The 15,502-nt window shown below is 74.6% G+C and carries 12 protein-coding genes; 7 read left to right on the top strand and 5 right to left on the bottom strand.

Features of this window, described 5'->3' with window-relative positions:
• Positions 1-801, top strand: coding sequence for an ABC transporter permease (locus CSPHI_RS06260; RefSeq protein ID WP_075691983.1), 801 nt, complete (start codon positions 1-3; stop codon positions 799-801).
• A gap of 51 nt (positions 802-852) precedes the next feature.
• Positions 853-1,866: a COX15/CtaA family protein gene (locus CSPHI_RS06255; RefSeq protein WP_245803277.1), complete on the top strand. Its 1,014-nt coding sequence runs from the start codon at positions 853-855 to the stop codon at positions 1,864-1,866.
• A gap of 270 nt (positions 1,867-2,136) precedes the next feature.
• On the opposite strand, the gene CSPHI_RS06250 is transcribed toward CSPHI_RS06255, so the two are convergent.
• Positions 2,137-3,057: a heme o synthase gene (locus CSPHI_RS06250; protein ID WP_281248671.1), complete on the bottom strand. Its 921-nt coding sequence runs from the start codon at positions 3,055-3,057 to the stop codon at positions 2,137-2,139.
• Positions 3,058-3,253: 196 nt separating this feature from the next.
• Here CSPHI_RS06250 and tkt point away from each other — a divergent pair, with 196 nt between their 5' ends.
• The 5 genes from tkt (at position 3,254) to pgl (ending at position 9,984) form a co-directional block, all read left to right on the top strand.
• The gene (tkt, locus tag CSPHI_RS06245) at positions 3,254-5,353 is read left to right on the top strand and encodes a transketolase (protein ID WP_075691982.1); all 2,100 of its coding nucleotides are present in this window, start codon (positions 3,254-3,256) and stop codon (positions 5,351-5,353) included.
• 103 nt (positions 5,354-5,456) lie between these two features.
• Complete coding sequence (gene tal / locus CSPHI_RS06240; protein WP_075691981.1) at positions 5,457-6,578, top strand: transaldolase; 1,122 nt, start codon at positions 5,457-5,459, stop codon at positions 6,576-6,578.
• Between the two features lie 116 nt (positions 6,579-6,694).
• On the top strand, positions 6,695-8,242 hold the full coding sequence (gene zwf / locus CSPHI_RS06235) for a glucose-6-phosphate dehydrogenase (RefSeq protein WP_075691980.1): 1,548 nt from the start codon (positions 6,695-6,697) through the stop codon (positions 8,240-8,242).
• Between the two features lie 30 nt (positions 8,243-8,272).
• A complete protein-coding gene (locus tag CSPHI_RS06230) occupies positions 8,273-9,238 on the top strand; it encodes a glucose-6-phosphate dehydrogenase assembly protein OpcA (RefSeq protein ID WP_075691979.1) in 966 nt (321 codons plus the stop codon).
• A complete protein-coding gene (gene pgl, locus CSPHI_RS06225) occupies positions 9,235-9,984 on the top strand; it encodes a 6-phosphogluconolactonase (protein WP_075691978.1) in 750 nt (249 codons plus the stop codon). Before CSPHI_RS06230 ends, pgl begins: the two co-directional genes overlap by 4 nt.
• A gap of 86 nt (positions 9,985-10,070) precedes the next feature.
• Here the strand turns inward: pgl and secG are convergent, their stop codons facing one another.
• The 4 genes from secG to CSPHI_RS06205 all read right to left on the bottom strand — a co-directional run bounded on the left by secG (position 10,071) and on the right by CSPHI_RS06205 (position 15,440).
• On the bottom strand, positions 10,071-10,313 hold the full coding sequence (gene secG / locus CSPHI_RS06220) for a preprotein translocase subunit SecG (RefSeq protein ID WP_075691977.1): 243 nt from the start codon (positions 10,311-10,313) through the stop codon (positions 10,071-10,073).
• Between the two features lie 124 nt (positions 10,314-10,437).
• Entirely contained in the window at positions 10,438-13,224 is a 2,787-nt protein-coding gene (ppc, locus tag CSPHI_RS06215; RefSeq protein WP_211274652.1) for a phosphoenolpyruvate carboxylase, read from the bottom strand.
• Positions 13,225-13,313: 89 nt separating this feature from the next.
• Entirely contained in the window at positions 13,314-14,096 is a 783-nt protein-coding gene (tpiA, locus tag CSPHI_RS06210) for a triose-phosphate isomerase (RefSeq protein WP_075691975.1), read from the bottom strand.
• 135 nt (positions 14,097-14,231) lie between these two features.
• Positions 14,232-15,440 (bottom strand): phosphoglycerate kinase, encoded by a 1,209-nt coding sequence (locus CSPHI_RS06205; RefSeq protein ID WP_075691974.1) that lies wholly within the window; start codon positions 15,438-15,440, stop codon positions 14,232-14,234.
• Between the last annotated feature and the right edge of the window lie 62 nt (positions 15,441-15,502).

Raw genomic sequence — 15,502 nt, 5'->3', positions numbered from 1 at the left:
GTGGCGGAGAGCCCCGAGACCACCAGCAGGTTCCCCCGCGGCACCTTCGCCCCCAACCCGGGGGCGGCGCCGATGCGCCGGGTGCTCGTCGCGCAGACCCGGATGGAGACCGCGCTGATCCTGCGGCACGGGGAGCAGGCGCTGCTGTCCATGGTGATCCCGCTGGCCCTGCTGGTCGGCTTCACCGTGGTGCCGGTGCTCGACGTGGCGGAGCCCATCGACGCGGTCTACCCGATGGTGCTCGCCGTCTCCGCGATGTCCGCCGGGTTCACCGGCCAGGCCATCGCGGTGGGCTTCGACCGCCGCTACGGGGCCCTGAAGCGGGTCGGCGCCTCCGGGCTGCCGCGCTGGGCGATCATCGCCGGCAAGGTCGGCGCGGTCGGTGTGGTGGTCGCCATCCAGTTCGCGCTGATGACCGCCACCGCCATCGCCCTGGGCTTCCGGGCCGGCCCGGGCGCCATGGCCCTGGTGCTGGCGGCCACCCTGCTGGCCACCGCGAGCTTCGCCACCATGGGGCTGCTCATGGGCGGCACCCTCGGCGCGGAGCTCATCCTCGCCCTGGCCAACCTGATCTGGTTCCTGCTGCTCGGCGCGGCCACCCTGGTCGCCGTCGGCCCGGAGCTGCCCGGCCCCCTGGCCGCCGCCCTGGACCTGCTGCCCTCGGTGGCCGCCACCCGGCTGCTCACCGGGATCCTGGACGGCGGGGACACCGCCGTGCCGCTGCTGGTGCTGCTCGCCTGGGGCCTGCTCTGCGGCTGGGCGGCGACCCGCCTGTTCCGCTTCGAGGCCTCCGGGGAATAGCGGCCGCCCCGCCCCCGTCGCCCCCGGTCGCGGCGGGTAGGCTTGGGCCCCGTGACCACCTCGACCCATGATTCCAGCGCCCCCGGCACCGGGCGGCGGCTGCCGCTGCAACGGCTGCCGCTGCCGACCATCCGGCGGCAGCGCCTCTACGCCCTGCTGGTGCTCGTCGCCCAGGCCGGTATCGCGGTGACCGGATCCATCGTCCGGGTCACCGGCTCCGGGCTCGGCTGCGAGACCTGGCCGCAGTGCCACCCCGGCTCCTTCACCCCGGTCGCCGGGGCCGCCCCGGCCCTGCACCAGGCCATCGAATTCGGCAACCGGCTGCTCACCTTCGTCCTGGTCGCCCTGACCCTGCTGCTCTTCCTCGCCGTGGTCCGGGCCGGCCGCCGCCGCGAGATCAAGGTGCTGGCCCTGATCTCCGGGCTCGGCATCATCGTGCAGGCCGTGATCGGCGGCGTCTCGGTGTGGGTGGACCTGAAGTGGTACGCCGTGGCCCTGCACTTCCTGCCCTCCATGCTGCTGGTGTGGATCGCGGGCCTGGCCTACGTCAAAGTCGCCGAACCCGATGACGGCGCGGTGACCCGCACCTACCCGCCGCTGCTGCGCCGCCTGGCGGCGCTGTGCGCGGCCGCGATGACCGCCACCCTTATCACGGGCACCATGGTCACCGGCGCCGGCCCGCACGCCGGCGACGCCACGGTCGCCCCCGAGGACCGGCTGAACCTGCCCATCGTGGACCTCACCCACGTGCACGCCGGGTTCATGTACCTGCTGCTCGGCCTGGTCATCGGCCTGATCTTCGCCCTGGCGGTCAGCGAGGTCGACTCCGCGGCGGTGAAGCTCGGCGCCTGGCTGTTCGCCATGATCCTGATCCAGGGCGGGGTCGGCATGATCCAGTACTGGAACGACGTGCCCGAGGCCCTGGTGCCGGTGCACGTCGCCGGCTCCGGGATCGTCACCGGCCTGACCGCGGTGCTGTTCGCCCTGGGGCTGCGCCGCATCGGCGGCGCCGCCACCGTCACCGGCTCCACCGCCGGCGACGCCGAGCATGCCGCGGCCCGTTGATTCCCCGGCCGTGACGGCCACGTAAACTGGGCCCCGGGCCCTGGTTACAGTCGCAGGCCCGGGCCCGGGCGGGGGCCGCGCACCCAGCGGGTGCGCGGCCCCTTTGCCGTCCCCGGGACGTCGCCCGGCCGGCCCTCCCCCGGATCCGGCGGCGTCCGCCGCCGGGCCCTCGCCCGGGCCGGCGCGGCGCGGGGCCGGGCGCGCATGCGGCGGGGCCCCGCCCCCGGGGTCGGGGTGCGGGGCCCGTGCGGCGCGGCCGGCGGCCCGTGCTCAGCCGAGCATCTGGGCGACGGTCTGCAGGCCCAGCACCGCGTCCACGGACAGGCCCACGCACACCAGCGCCAGGTAGTTGTTGGACAGCAGGAACAGCTTCATCGGCTTGATCTCCCCGCCGGCCTTGACCTCCCGGTGCAGCAGGATCGCCCCGCGCAGGAACCAGGCGGCGGCGATGAGGGAGGTCACCAGGTACACCCAGCCGGCCGCCGGGATGAGCAGGAAGGTGGTCACCGCGGTGGCCGCGGTGTAGGCGATGATGCGCACCGTGACGTAGAGCGGCTCGCGCACCACCGGCATCATCGGCACCCCCGCGGCCTCGTAGTCCTCCCGGTAGCGCAGGCCCAGCGCCCAGGTGTGCGGCGGGGTCCAGAAGAAGATCACCATGAACAGCACCGCGGCCTGCCACCAGTGCGCCCAGCCGGTGACGTTGGCGGAGTTGTCGGTGATCACCGCCCAGCCCACGAACACCGGCATGCAGCCGGCGGCGCCGCCCCAGACCACGTTCTGGTCGGTGCGGCGCTTGAGCCACATGGTGTAGACGAAGACGTAGAAGGCGATGGTGATCAGGATGAACACCGCGGCGAGCAGGGAGTTGCACAGCAGCCACAGCCACAGGAAGCTCGCCACCATCAGCGCCACCCCGAAGACCAGGGCGTGCCGGTTGGTCACCGTCTGCTCCGCCAGCGGGCGGCGCCGGGTGCGGTTCATCAGCTTGTCGATGTCCGAGTCGGCGACCATGTTGAAGGTGTTCGCCGCGGCGGCGCCCATCCAGCCGCCGACCAGCGTGCCGAGGATGTACCACACGTGGACCTCGCCGCGGTCGGCTTGCAGCATCGCCGGGATCGCGGCCACGAGCAGCAGCTCGATGACGCGGGGTTTCGTCAGCGCGAAATACGCCTTGACGGTCTCCAGCAAGGGTCCTCCAACGATTCGTCTCCGGCCGACGCGGGTCCTCCGGCGGCTTTGCGGCCCCAATCGTAGCCCCAGCCCGATACCGCAGCGGGCATCGCCCCGATCCGCGCGGCGCGCATCCGCCGGGCCGGGTCCGGATCGGGGCTAGGATGTAGCCGGAACAGACGAACCGTTTCGAGCATCCAAGGCAGGAGCCCCCGTGACCCTCTCCCCCGAGCTGCAGGCGCGCATCGAGCGCAGGTACCCCGACGACTGGACGGATCTGGACACCCGGGCGGTGGACACCGCCCGGGTGCTCGCCGCCGATGCGGTGCAGAACTGCGGGTCCGGCCACCCCGGCACCGCGATGAGCCTCGCCCCGCTGGCCTACCTGCTCTACCAGCGGGTGCTGCGCCATGATCCGGCGGCGCCGCGCTGGGCGGGCCGGGACCGCTTCGTGCTGTCCTGCGGGCACTCCTCGCTGACCCAGTACATCCAGCTCTACCTCGCCGGCTTCGGCGTGGAGCTGGAGGATCTGAAGGCGCTGCGCACCTGGGGCGCGCTGACCCCCGGCCACCCCGAGTACGGGCACACCGACGGGGTGGAGATCACCACCGGCCCGCTGGGCCAGGGCCTGGCCTCCGCGGTGGGCATGGCGATGGCCGCCCGCCGCGAGCGCGGCCTGCTCGACCCCGAGGCCGCCCCGGGGACCTCCCCCTTCGACCACTTCGTCTACGTGATCGCCTCCGACGGCGACGTCCAGGAGGGCGTCACCGCCGAGGCCTGCTCCCTGGCCGGCACCCAGGGGCTGGGCAACCTGATCGTGTTCTGGGACGACAACGGCATCTCCATCGAGGACGACACCACCATCGCCTTCACCGAGGACGTCGCCGCCCGCTACCGGGCCTACGGCTGGCAGGTGATCGAGGTCGACGGCGGCGAGGACGTCGCCGCCCTGGAGGCCGCGGTCGCCGAGGCGAAGGCGGACCGGGACCGGCCCACCTTCGTCCGGGTGCGCTCGGTCATCGCCTACCCCGCCCCGAACGCGATGAACACCGGCGCCTCGCACGGCGCCGCCCTCGGCGAGGAGGAGGTGGCGCTGATCAAGCGGGAGCTGGGCTTCGACCCGGAGGCCACCTTCGAGGTGCCCGCCGAGGTCATCGAGCACACCCGCGCGCTGGCCGCCCGGGCCGCGGCGGCGCATGCCGAATGGGACGCCGCCTTCGACGCCTGGGCCGCCGCCAACCCGGAGGGCAAGGCGCTGTTCGACCGGATGACCGCCGGCGAGCTGCCGGCCGGCTACGCCGACGCGCTGCCCTCCTGGGAGGCCGACGCCAAGGGCCTGGCCACCCGCAAGGCCTCCGAGGCGGTGCTGCAGGAGCTCGGCCGCACCCTGCCGGAGCTGTGGGGCGGGTCCGCGGACCTCGCCGGGTCCAACAACACCGTGATCAAGGGCGATCCCTCCTTCGGCCCGGAGGAGATCAGCACCGGCACCTGGACCACCTCCCCCTACGGGCGCAACCTGCACTTCGGCATCCGCGAGCACGCCATGGGCGCGATCCTCAACGGCATCGCGCTGCACGGCGGCACCCGCCCCTACGGCGGCACCTTCCTGATCTTCTCCGACTACATGCGCCCGGCGGTGCGCCTGGCCGCCCTGATGGGGGTCTCCCCCATCTACGTGTGGACCCATGACTCGATCGGCCTCGGCGAGGACGGGCCCACCCACCAGCCGGTGGAGCAGCTCGCCTCGCTGCGCGCCATCCCGGGCATGGCCACCCTGCGCCCGGCCGACGCCAACGAGACCGCCGCGGCCTGGGTCGCCGCCCTGGAGGGCCCGGCCGGGCCGAAGGCGCTGGCGCTGACCCGGCAGAACGTGCCGGTGCTGGCCGGTACCGCGGAGGCCGCCGCCGAGGGGGTGCGCCGCGGCGCCTACGTGCTGCGCGACACCGAGGGCACCCCGGACGTGATCCTGATGGCCACCGGCTCCGAGGTGCAGCTGGCCCTCGCCGCCGCCGAGGACCTCACCGGCTCCGGGGTGGCCGCCCGGGTGGTCTCCGTGCCCTGCCTGGAGTGGTTCGAGGCCCAGGACGAGGACTACCGGGAGTCGGTGCTGCCGGCGGCGGTGCGCGCCCGGGTCTCCGTGGAGGCCGGGATCGCGATGCCCTGGCACCGCCACCTCGGCGAGGCCGGCCGCGCGGTGAGCCTGGAGCACTTCGGCGCCTCCGCCGACTACGCCCGGCTCTTCGCCGAGTTCGGGATCACCGCCGAGGCGGTCGTCTCCGCCGCCCGCGAGTCCATCGCCGCCGCCGGCGCCTGAGCCGGCCGCCCGGGCGCGGGGCGGCCCCCGCCCCGCGCCCGGCCCCGCCGCCCACCCGCCGCACCCCGCCCCCATCGACCCGACATCCGGAGGAATCCCCCACATGCCCAACGCGAACCTCACCGCACTGGCCCAGGCCGGCACCGCCACCTGGCTCGACGACCTCTCCCGGAGCCGCCTCACCGGCGGCGGGCTGAGCCGGCTGATCGAGGAGCTCGAGGTGGTCGGGGTGACCACCAACCCGGCGATCTTCCACACCGCGATGACCGCCGGCGACGCCTACGACGCCCAGCTCGCGGAGCTGGCGCGGGCCGGGGCGGAGCCGGCGGAGGCGGTGTTCGCGATGGCCGTCGACGACGTGCGCGAGGCCTGCGATGTGCTCGCCCCCGTCGCCGAGGCCACCGGCGGCCGCGATGGCCGGGTGTCCATCGAGGTCGACCCCCGCTACGCCGCGGACCGGGAGGCCACCATCGCCCAGGCCCGCGAACTGTGGGCCCGGGTGGACCGGCCCAACGCCATGATCAAGATCCCGGCCACCGACGAGTCGCTGCCCGCGGTCGCCGACGCCCTCGCCGAGGGGATCTGCGTCAACGTCACCCTGATCTTCTCGGTGCCCCGGTACCGCCAGGTCATCGCCGCCTACCTGGACGGGCTGGAGCGCGCCCGCGCCAACGGCCGGGATCTCTCCGCCATCCACTCGGTGGCGTCCTTCTTCGTCTCCCGGGTGGACACCGAGGTCGACGCCCGGCTGGAGGCGATCGGCGGCGAGGAGGCGCTGGCCCTGCGCGGCACCGCGGGCCTGGCCAACGCCCGGCTGGCCTACGCCGAGTTCGAGGCCGCCTTCGCCGCGGACGCGGAGCGCTGGCGCGACCTCGCCGCCGCCGGGGCGAACGTGCAGCGGCCGCTGTGGGCCTCCACCGGGGTGAAGAACCCCGACTACCCGGCGACCATGTACGTCACCGGGCTGGCCGGCCCGCACACCGTGAACACCATGCCGGAGGCCACCCTGGACGCCGTCGCCGCCGAGGAGGCCCCCGGCATCGCCGACCGGCTCTCCGGGACCGGGGCGCGGGCGCAGGAGGAGATGGCCGCCATCGCCGCCGCCGGGGTGGACCTCGACGAGGTCTTCGCCCTGCTGGAGACCCAGGGCGTGGACAAGTTCGTCGACGCCTGGCGGGCCCTGCTGGAGGCCATCGGGGCCCGGCTGGCCGAGCCGCGCGGCTGAGCCCCCGCCCCGCGGGCCGCACCGGCCCCGCCCCGGCGCCGGATCCCGGCGCCGGGGCGTATCCTGCTTCCGCGGGCACCGCCCCGCCCGACGCACCCCCTCCCCGAAGGACCCGGATGAGAGAACACCAGACCCCCGCGGCCGGCTGGACCAACCCGCTGCGCGACCCGCAGGACAAGCGGCTGCCCCGGATCGCCGGGCCCGGCGGCATGGTGATCTTCGGGGTCACCGGGGACCTGGCCCGCCGCAAGCTGCTGCCCGCGATCTACGACCTCGCCAACCGGGGCCTGCTGCCGGCCTCCTTCGCCCTGGTCGGCTACGGCCGCCGGGACTGGTCCAAGGAGTACTTCGAGTCCTACGTGCGCGACGCCGTCACCGCCGGGGCGCGCACCCCCTTCCGGGAGCACGTCTGGCGCCGCCTGGCGGAGGGCATCCACTTCGTGCGCGGCACCTTCGACGATGACGCCGCCTTCGACCGCCTCGCCGGCACACTCGCCGAACTCGACGCCTCCCGGGGCACCGCCGGCAACTGGGCGTACTACCTGTCCATCCCCCCGGACAACTTCCCGGACGTGTGCCACCAGCTGGATCGGGCGGGCCTGGCCGCCGCCGGGCCGGACAACTGGCGCCGGGTGATCATCGAGAAGCCCTTCGGCCACGACCTGGCCAGCGCCCGGGAGCTCAACCGGATCGTCAACCAGGTGTTCCCGGAGTCCTCGGTGTTCCGGATCGACCACTACCTGGGCAAGGAGACGGTGCAGAACATCCTCGCGATGCGCTTCGCCAACCAGCTCTTCGACCCGCTGTGGAACTCCCACTACATCGACCATGTGCAGATCACCATGGCCGAGGACATCGGCCTGGGCGGCCGGGCCGGCTACTACGACGGCATCGGCGCCGCCCGGGACGTGATCCAGAACCACCTGCTGCAGCTGCTCGCCCTGGTCGCCATGGAGGAGCCGATCGCCTTCACCCCGGAGGAGCTGCAGGCGGAGAAGGTGAAGGTGCTGCGCGCCACCGAGGCGGTGCGCCCGCTGTCGAAGACCACCGCCCGCGGCCAGTACGCCGCCGGCTGGCAGGGCTCGCACCAGGTGCGCGGGCTGCGCGAGGAGGAGGGCTTCGACGCGGAGTCCACCACCGAGACCTACGCCGCGTGCACCCTGCAGATCAACTCCCGGCGCTGGGCGGGCGTGCCCTTCTACCTGCGCACCGGCAAGCGCCTAGGCCGCCGGGTCACCGAGATCGCGCTGGTGTTCAAGACCGCCCCGCATCTGCCCTTCGCGGACACCATGACCCAGGCGCTGGGCGCCAACGCGATGGTGATCCGGGTGCAGCCCGATGAGGGGGTGCTGATGCGCTTCGGCTCCAAGGTGCCCGGGTCCACCATGGAGGTCCGGGACGTGAACATGGACTTCTCCTACGCGGAGTCCTTCACCGAGCAGGCCCCGGAGGCCTACGAGCGGCTCATCCTGGACGCCCTGCTCGACGAGGCGAGCCTGTTCCCCACCAATGAGGAGGTCGAGCTGTCCTGGCGGATCCTCGACCCCGTGATCGAGTACTGGGCGGGCCGCGGCCGGCCCGAGGACTACCCCGCCGGCACCTGGGGGCCCGCCTCCGCGGACCGGATGCTCGCCCGCGCCGGCCGCACCTGGCGCCGGCCCTAGCCGCCCCGGACAAGGAATCAGGACACCGAGATGATCATCACCCTCTCCGACACCGACACCCGCGACGTGGCCCGGGAGCTGGTCTCCCGCCGCGATGACGGGGGCGTGGTCGCCACCGGCCGGGTGCTCACCCTGATCGTGCTCGCCGCCCGCGGCGACGACCTGGAGACCATCATCGCCACCGCCAACGACGTCTCCCGGGAGCACCCCGCCCGGGTGCTGGTGCTCGTCGCCGGGGATCCGCGCGCCGCCGACCGCCTGGACGCGGAGCTGCGCCTGGGCGGCGACGCCGGCGCCGCCGAGATCGTGGTGATGCACCTGGCCGGGGAGGTCGGCGAGCACCCGGAGGCGATCGTCACCCCGCTGCTGCTGCCGGACACCCCGGTGGTGGCCTGGTGGCCCTCCACCCCGCCGCAGGTGCCCGCGGCCTCCCCGATCGGCGCGCTGGCGCAGCGCCGGATCACCGACTCCCTCGCCGATCCCGACGATGCCGCGATCTTCGCCCGCCGCTCCGGCTACACCCCCGGCGACTCCGACCTGGCCTGGTCCCGGCTCACCCCCTGGCGGGGCATGCTCGCCTCCGCCCTGGATCTGCCCCCGCATGAGCCGGTCACCGCGGTGGAGCTGGCCGGGCCCGCCGGGGATCCCTCGGTGGATCTCGCCGCCGGCTGGCTCGCCGACCGGCTGGGGGTGCCGGTGACCCGCGCCGGCACCGGCGAGGAGCCGGTGCCCGCCGACGCCGCCGGGGAGCCGAAGGCCCCGGTGACCCGGGTGCGCCTGGAGCGCCCCGGCGCCCCGGTGACCCTGCGGGTGCTCGACGCCACCACCGCGGAGGTGGCGATCGGCGACCGGCCCCCGTTCAAGGTGGCCCTGTTCCGCCGGCCCACCGTGGACTGCCTCTCCGAGGAGCTGCGGCACCTCGACCCCGACGCGGCCTACGCCCGCGCGCTGCGCGGCCTGGGCCGGATCCGACGCGCCGAAGGAGAACCCCGATGACCGGTACCGCCCCGTCCGACCGCCCCGCCCCGCGGCTGTCCTGGCACGCCGACCAGGCGGGCCTGGTGGAGGCCGCCCGGCGGCGCTTCACCGAGGTCGTCGCCGCCGCCCAGGGTGAGCGCGGCATGGCCCGGGTGGTGCTCACCGGCGGCGGCGCCGGGATCGCGCTGCTGGCCGCCCTGGCCGCCGACTCGGCGCCGGTGGACTGGTCCCGGGTGCACCTCTTCTTCGGCGATGAGCGCTTCGTGCCCGCCGACTCCCCCGAGCGCAACGCCGGCCAGGCCCGGGCGGCGCTGCTGGACGCGGTGGGCGTGCCGGAGGGGCACGTGCACGAGATCGCGGCGGCCGGCGGCGCCTTCGGCGGGGATCCGGCGGCCGCGGCCGCGGACTACGCCCGGGTGCTCGCCGAGCACGCCCCCGACGGCTTCGACCTGCACCTGCTCGGCATGGGCCCGGAGGGCCACGTCAACTCCCTGTTCCCCGGCACCGCGGAGGTCGCCGAGCGGGCGGCCACCGTGGTGGCGGTGCGGGACTGCCCGAAGCCGCCGCCGACCCGGGTGTCGCTGACCCTGCCCGCGATCGCCGCCGCGGACCGGGTGTGGCTGCTGGTGGCCGGGGCCGCCAAGGCCGAGGCGGTCGCCGCGATTGCCGATGGCGCGGATCCGGCGCGGTGGCCGGCCGCCGGGGCCCGGGGCCGGCTGGAGACCGTGGTCTTCGTCGACGACGCCGCCGCCGGCGGGCTCTGAGCCGCCCGCGCGGCGGATCGGGGACGGCCGCCGCGCCCCCGGCGGCGGGGGCGCGGCGGCCGCGGCGTCGGCTGCGCGGGGGCCGGTCAGGCCGCCCAGTCGAAGGCCTGGAACAGGCCCAGCAGGATGATGCAGGCCACCCACAGGATCGCGGTGATCACGGTGATCCGGTCCAGGTTCTTCTCCACCACGGTGGAGCCGGACAGGTTCGACTGCATCCCGCCGCCGAAGAGGCTGGACAGGCCGCCGCCCTTGCCCTTGTGCAGGAGGATGAACAGGCCCATCAGCAGGGAGGTGATGACCAGGATGATCTGGAGTGCGAGGTACACGCGGCCTTCCTCGGGGGATCGGGGGTCGGGGTCGGGACGGCGGTTCCGGCGCCGGGCGCCGGATGACCGCACCCCACGATAGCGCATGCCGGCGCGGCCGCGGGGATGCGGTCCGGGCGCTCCCCTAGCCGGAGTTGCGCAGCGCGGTGGCCAGCCCGTTCATGGTCAGCTGGATGCCCCGGTGCACCCGGTCCCGGTTGTCCCCGGCCCGGTAGCGGCGCAGCATCTCCAGCTGGATCACGTTCAACGGCATCAGGTAGGGGAAGCGCATGTCCACCGAGCGGGCCAGCAGCGGATTGTCGTCGAGCAGCCCGGACTGGCCGGTGACGGCGAGGAACATCTCCCGGGTGAGCTCGAACTCGGCGCGCAGCCGGCCCCGGATCCGCTCGGCGACCTCCCGGTCGGCGACCAGGTCGGCGTAGAGCCCGGCGAGATCCATGTCCGCCTTCGCCATCACCTGCGCCATATTGGACAGCACCGAGGCGAAGAAGGGCCAGTCCCGGTACAGCCCGCGCAGCTCCGCCAGCCGGGCGCCGTCGGGGTCCTCGCCCAGCCAGTCCCGCAGCGCGGAGCCCACCCCGAACCAGCCGGGCACCATGGAGCGCTGCTGGGACCAGGACAGCACCCAGGGGATCGCCCGCAGATCCGAGATGGAGGAGGTCTGCTTGCGCGAGGAGGGCCGGGAGCCGATGTTGAGCGCCCCGATCTCGGCGACCGGGGTGGAGGTCTCGAAGAACTCGATGAACCCGGGGTCCTCGTGCATGAGCGAGGCGTAGGCGGTGCGGGACAGCTCCGCGATCTCCGCCATCACGGCATGCGCCCGCTCCGGGTGCGGGGGCTCCCCGACGCCGAGGGCGGTGGCCTCGATGGTCGCGGCGACCAGGGCCTCCAGGTTGCGCCGGGCGGCTTCGGGGTGGCCGTACTTGGCGGAGATGATCTCGCCCTGCTCGGTGATCCGCACCCGGCCGCCGACCGCCCCCGGGGGCTGGGCCAGGATCGCCTCGTAGGAGGGCCCGCCGCCGCGGCCCACGGTGCCGCCGCGGCCGTGGAAGAGCCGCAGCGCGATGCCGTGCTCGGCGGAGACCGCGCTGAGCCTCAGCTCCGCGTCGTAGAGCGCCCAGTTCGCCGCGAAGTAGCCGCCGTCCTTGTTGGAGTCGGAGTAGCCGAGCATCACCTCCTGCAGATCCCCGCGCCCGGCGACGTAGCCCCGGTAGAGCGGCAGCGCCCAGGCGGCGCGGAGCACCTCCGCCCCGGCCCGCAGATCCTCGATCGTCTCGAACAGCGGGATCACGTCCACCGCCCCGGCCGGCCCCTCGGGGCCGACGGTGATGAGCCCGGCCTCCTTGAGCAGGATCATCGGCTCCAGCAGATCGGAGACCGAGGCGCACATGGAGATGATCGACCGGGGCACCATCTCCGCCCCGTAGGCGCGGGCGGCGGCCGCGGCGGCCCGGACGATGCCGAGCTCCCGGGCGGTGGCCTCGCTGAGCTCGGCCTCGCGCGGCACCAGGGGCCGGGCGGTGGACAGCTCCCGGGTGAGCAGGGCCACCCGGTCGTCCTCGTCGAGGCCCGCGTAGTCCGGGTGCACCCCGGCGAGGGCGAAGAGCTCGGCGAGGATCGCCTCATGGGACTCGGAGTTCTGGCGCAGGTCCAGGGAGTGCAGGTGGAAGCCGAAGGCGTCCACGGCGTCCTGCAGCCGGGCCAGCCGGTGGTCGGCGATGAGGTCGTCCCGGCCGGCGCGCAGCGAGGCCTCCACCACGTCGAGTTCGGCGCGGAAGGCCGCCGCATCCGGGTAGGGCTCGAAACCGGCCGCCTCGGCGGAGGCGGCGGTGCCGAGCAGCTGCTCGGCGGTGGCCGCGATCCGGCCCCGGATGCCGTGCACGGCGCGCCGGTAGGGCTCGTCGACCCGGCTGGGGATGTCGTTGCGGCCGGCGGCGGCCAGGGCCACCAGGTCCACGCTGACGGTGCCCAGCCGGTCGGAGAGGGACAGCTCCCGCTCCAGGTCGGCGAGCTCGTCGAGGTAATGCCGCAGGATGGTGCCGGCGGCCCGGTCCGCGGCGTATTCGATGGTGCCGGCGGTGACGTAGGGGTTGCCGTCGTGGTCGGCGCCGATCCAGGAGCCCATCCGCAGCATCGGCCGGGCCGGCGCCGCCGCGGCGGCATCGCCGGCGGCGCGGCGCAGGCCCCGGCGCACCTCCCGGTTCACCGCGGGCACGGTCTCCAGCAGGGAGAGCTGGTAGTAGCGCAGGCCCACCTCGATCTCGTCGCGGATGTCGGGCCGGTTGACCCGGATGAGCGCGGTCTGCCACAGGGTGATCACCCGGCGCCGGATCTCCAGGTCCAGCTCCGCCAGCCGGGCGGCGGTGCGGGCGGTGGCCGGGGCGGCCTGCACCCGGTGCCGGGCGCGCATCGCCGCGGCGATGTGCTTCTGCGCGTCGAAGACGGTGCGCCGGCGGGTCTCCGTGGGATGGGCGGTGAGCACCGGCACCACCTCCCCGCCGGCGAGCAGCCCGGCGGCCGCCGCCGCCGCGTCCTCCCCGGCGGCGGCGAGCTTCGCCCAGGTGGCGTCCAGGGAGGAGTCCGGGGCGGGCCGGCCGGCGTCGAGGGCCCGGTCCAGCAGCCGCTCCTCGTGCAGGTCCTCGGCGAGGTTGGCGAGCAGCGCGAAATGGGTGAAGGCGCGGATCACCGGGGAGGCGTCATCGGGGTCGATGTCCCGGAACAGCCCGGTGAGCTCCCCGATCCCGCCCTCGCCGCGGTGCAGCCGGAAGGCGGTGCGGCGGGCGGATTCGACGAGGCCGAAGACCTCGTCGCCCTCCTGCTCGCGGATTACCTCCCCCAGGATCCGGCCCAGGTGCCGGATGTCCTCGCGGAGCAGATCATCGGCGCCGGCGGCGCTGTGGCTAACGTTCATGCCGGGCATGGTACCGCCCCGCCGCCGGTCCGCCCGGCGGGGCCGGGTCGGGCGGGCGCGCGGGGCGGGGCGCGGTGCGCGGGGCCGGCTCAGGCCACCGCGTCGGCGGCCAGCGCGGCGAGCCTGGCGAAGCCCTCCCCGTCGAGGGAGGCGCCGCCGACCAGGCCGCCGTCCACGTCGGGCTGGGCGACCAGCTCGGCGACGTTGTCGACCTTCATGGAGCCGCCGTAGAGGATGCGCATGCCCTCGGCGGTGGCCTCCCCGGCGATCTCGGCGACGGTGGCCCGGATCGCGTGGCAGACCTCCTGGGCGTCCGCGGAGGAGGCGACCTTGCCGGTGCCGATCGCCCACACCGGCTCATAGGCGATCACGGTGCGGGCGAGGTCGGCCTCGCCGAGGCCGTCCAGGCTGGCGCGCACCTGGGCGACCACGTGGTCGACGTGCCCGCCGGCCTCGCGGACCTCCAGGGGCTCGCCGACGCAGACGATCGGGTCCATTCCGGCGCGCAGCGCGGCCTTGGCCTTCGCGGCGACGGTGGCGTCGTCCTCGGCGTGGTAGTCGCGGCGCTCGGAGTGGCCGACGACCACCCAGGTGCAGCCGAGCTTGGCGAGCATCGCCGCGGAGATCTCGCCGGTGTAGGCGCCGGACTCGTGCACGGAGACGTCCTGTGCGCCGTAGGTCACCGGCAGCTTGTCCCCCTCCACGAGGGTCTGCACGCTGCGCAGGTCGGTGAAGGGCGGGATCACCGCCACGTCGACCTTGTCCTGGTACTCCTTCGGCAGCGCGAAGGCCAGCTTCTGGACGACGCCGATCGCCTCCAGGTGGTTGAGGTTCATCTTCCAGTTGCCGGCGATGAGGGGCTTGCGGGCCATGGGGTGTTCCTTCCGTGGGGGCGGGCCGCGGCGCGCTGCGCGCGGGCGCGGCCCGGGGGGTGATGTGCGGGTGGCCGGCCGCGCCGGCCGGGGCGGGGGTCGCCCCCGGCCCCGGCCGGCGCGGCCGGGGCCGGTCTAGCGGTCCAGGATCTCGACGCCGGGCAGCGCCTTGCCCTCGAGGTACTCCAGGGAGGCGCCGCCGCCGGTGGAGATGTGGCTGAACCCGTCCTCGGCCAGGCCCAGGGCGCGCACCGCGGCGGCGGAGTCGCCGCCGCCGACGACGGAGAAGGCCCCGCCGGCGGTGGCGTCGATGATCGCCTGCGCCACGGCCCGGGTGCCCTCGGCGAAGGGCGCCATCTCGAACACGCCCATGGGGCCGTTCCAGAACACCGTCTTCGCCTCGCCGAGCACGCGGGCGAACTCCCGGGCGGACTCCGGCCCGATGTCCAGGCCCATCCAGCCGTCCTCGATGGCGTCGGCGGCGGCGACCGTGGTGTTCGCGTCCGCGGCGAAGGCGTCGGCGGCGACCACGTCCACCGGCAGCACGATCTTGTCGCCGAAGCGCTCCAGCAGATCCCGGCAGGTGTCCACCATCTCCTCCTGCAGCAGGGAGGAGCCGACCGCGTTGCCGCGGGCGGCGAGGAAGGTGAAGCACATCCCGCCGCCGATGATCAGCTTGTCCACCTTCGGGGCGAGCGCCTCGATGACGCCGAGCTTGTCGGAGACCTTGGAGCCGCCGAGCACCACCGCGTAGGGGTGCTCGGGGGTCTCCGCCACGGTGCGCAGCACCTCCAGCTCGGAGCGCACCAGGCCGCCGGCGTAGGCGGGCAGGGTCTTCGCCACGTCGTAGACGGAGGCCTGGGCGCGGTGCACCACGCCGAAGCCGTCGGAGACGAAGGCCCCGCCGGGCACCAGGTCCGCCAGCTCCGCGGCGAGCGCCTCGCGCTCGGCGGAGTCCTTGGCGGTCTCCCGGGCGTCGTAGCGGACGTTCTCCAGTAGCAGCACATCGCCCTCGGTGAGGCCGTTGGCGCGCTCGTGGGCGTCCTCCCCGGAGACGTCGCCGGCCAGGGCGACGTAGCGCTCCAGCCGCTCGGAGAGCGCCTCGGCGACCGGGGCCAGGGACAGCTCCGGCACCGCCTCGCCCTTGGGCCGGCCCAGGTGCGCGGCGACGACGACCTTCGCGCCGGCCTCGGAGAGCGCCCGGATGGTGGGCACCGAGGCGTCGACCCGGCCGAAGTCGGTGATCGCGCCGTCGGCGAGCGGGACGTTGAGATCGGAGCGGACGAGGACGTGGCGGCCCTCGACCCCCTCGGCGAGCAGATCCTCGAGGGTGTGCACGGTCATGGTGGTGGTGTTCCTTTCTTCGGGGCCGGGGCCCGGTTCCCCCGCGCGGCGGGGGCGGATAC

The sequence above is a fragment of the Corynebacterium sphenisci DSM 44792 genome (assembly GCF_001941505.1).
Taxonomy (GTDB): domain Bacteria; phylum Actinomycetota; class Actinomycetes; order Mycobacteriales; family Mycobacteriaceae; genus Corynebacterium; species Corynebacterium sphenisci.
Note: the sequence above shows the minus strand (reverse complement) of the source record. Positions and strands in the feature narration are given on the sequence as shown.

Excerpts from the sequence above, each read along its gene's own strand:
- pgl (WP_075691978.1), top strand. The coding sequence starts at position 9,235 with ATGACCGGTACCGCCCCGTCCGACCGCCCCGCCCCGCGGCTGTCCTGG.
- CSPHI_RS06205 (WP_075691974.1), bottom strand. The coding sequence starts at position 15,440 with ATGACCGTGCACACCCTCGAGGATCTGCTCGCCGAGGGGGTCGAGGGC.
- zwf (WP_075691980.1), top strand. The coding sequence starts at position 6,695 with ATGAGAGAACACCAGACCCCCGCGGCCGGCTGGACCAACCCGCTGCGC.
- tpiA (WP_075691975.1), bottom strand. The coding sequence starts at position 14,096 with ATGGCCCGCAAGCCCCTCATCGCCGGCAACTGGAAGATGAACCTCAAC.
- ppc (WP_211274652.1), bottom strand. The coding sequence starts at position 13,224 with ATGAACGTTAGCCACAGCGCCGCCGGCGCCGATGATCTGCTCCGCGAG.
- CSPHI_RS06230 (WP_075691979.1), top strand. The coding sequence starts at position 8,273 with ATGATCATCACCCTCTCCGACACCGACACCCGCGACGTGGCCCGGGAG.
- tal (WP_075691981.1), top strand. The coding sequence starts at position 5,457 with ATGCCCAACGCGAACCTCACCGCACTGGCCCAGGCCGGCACCGCCACC.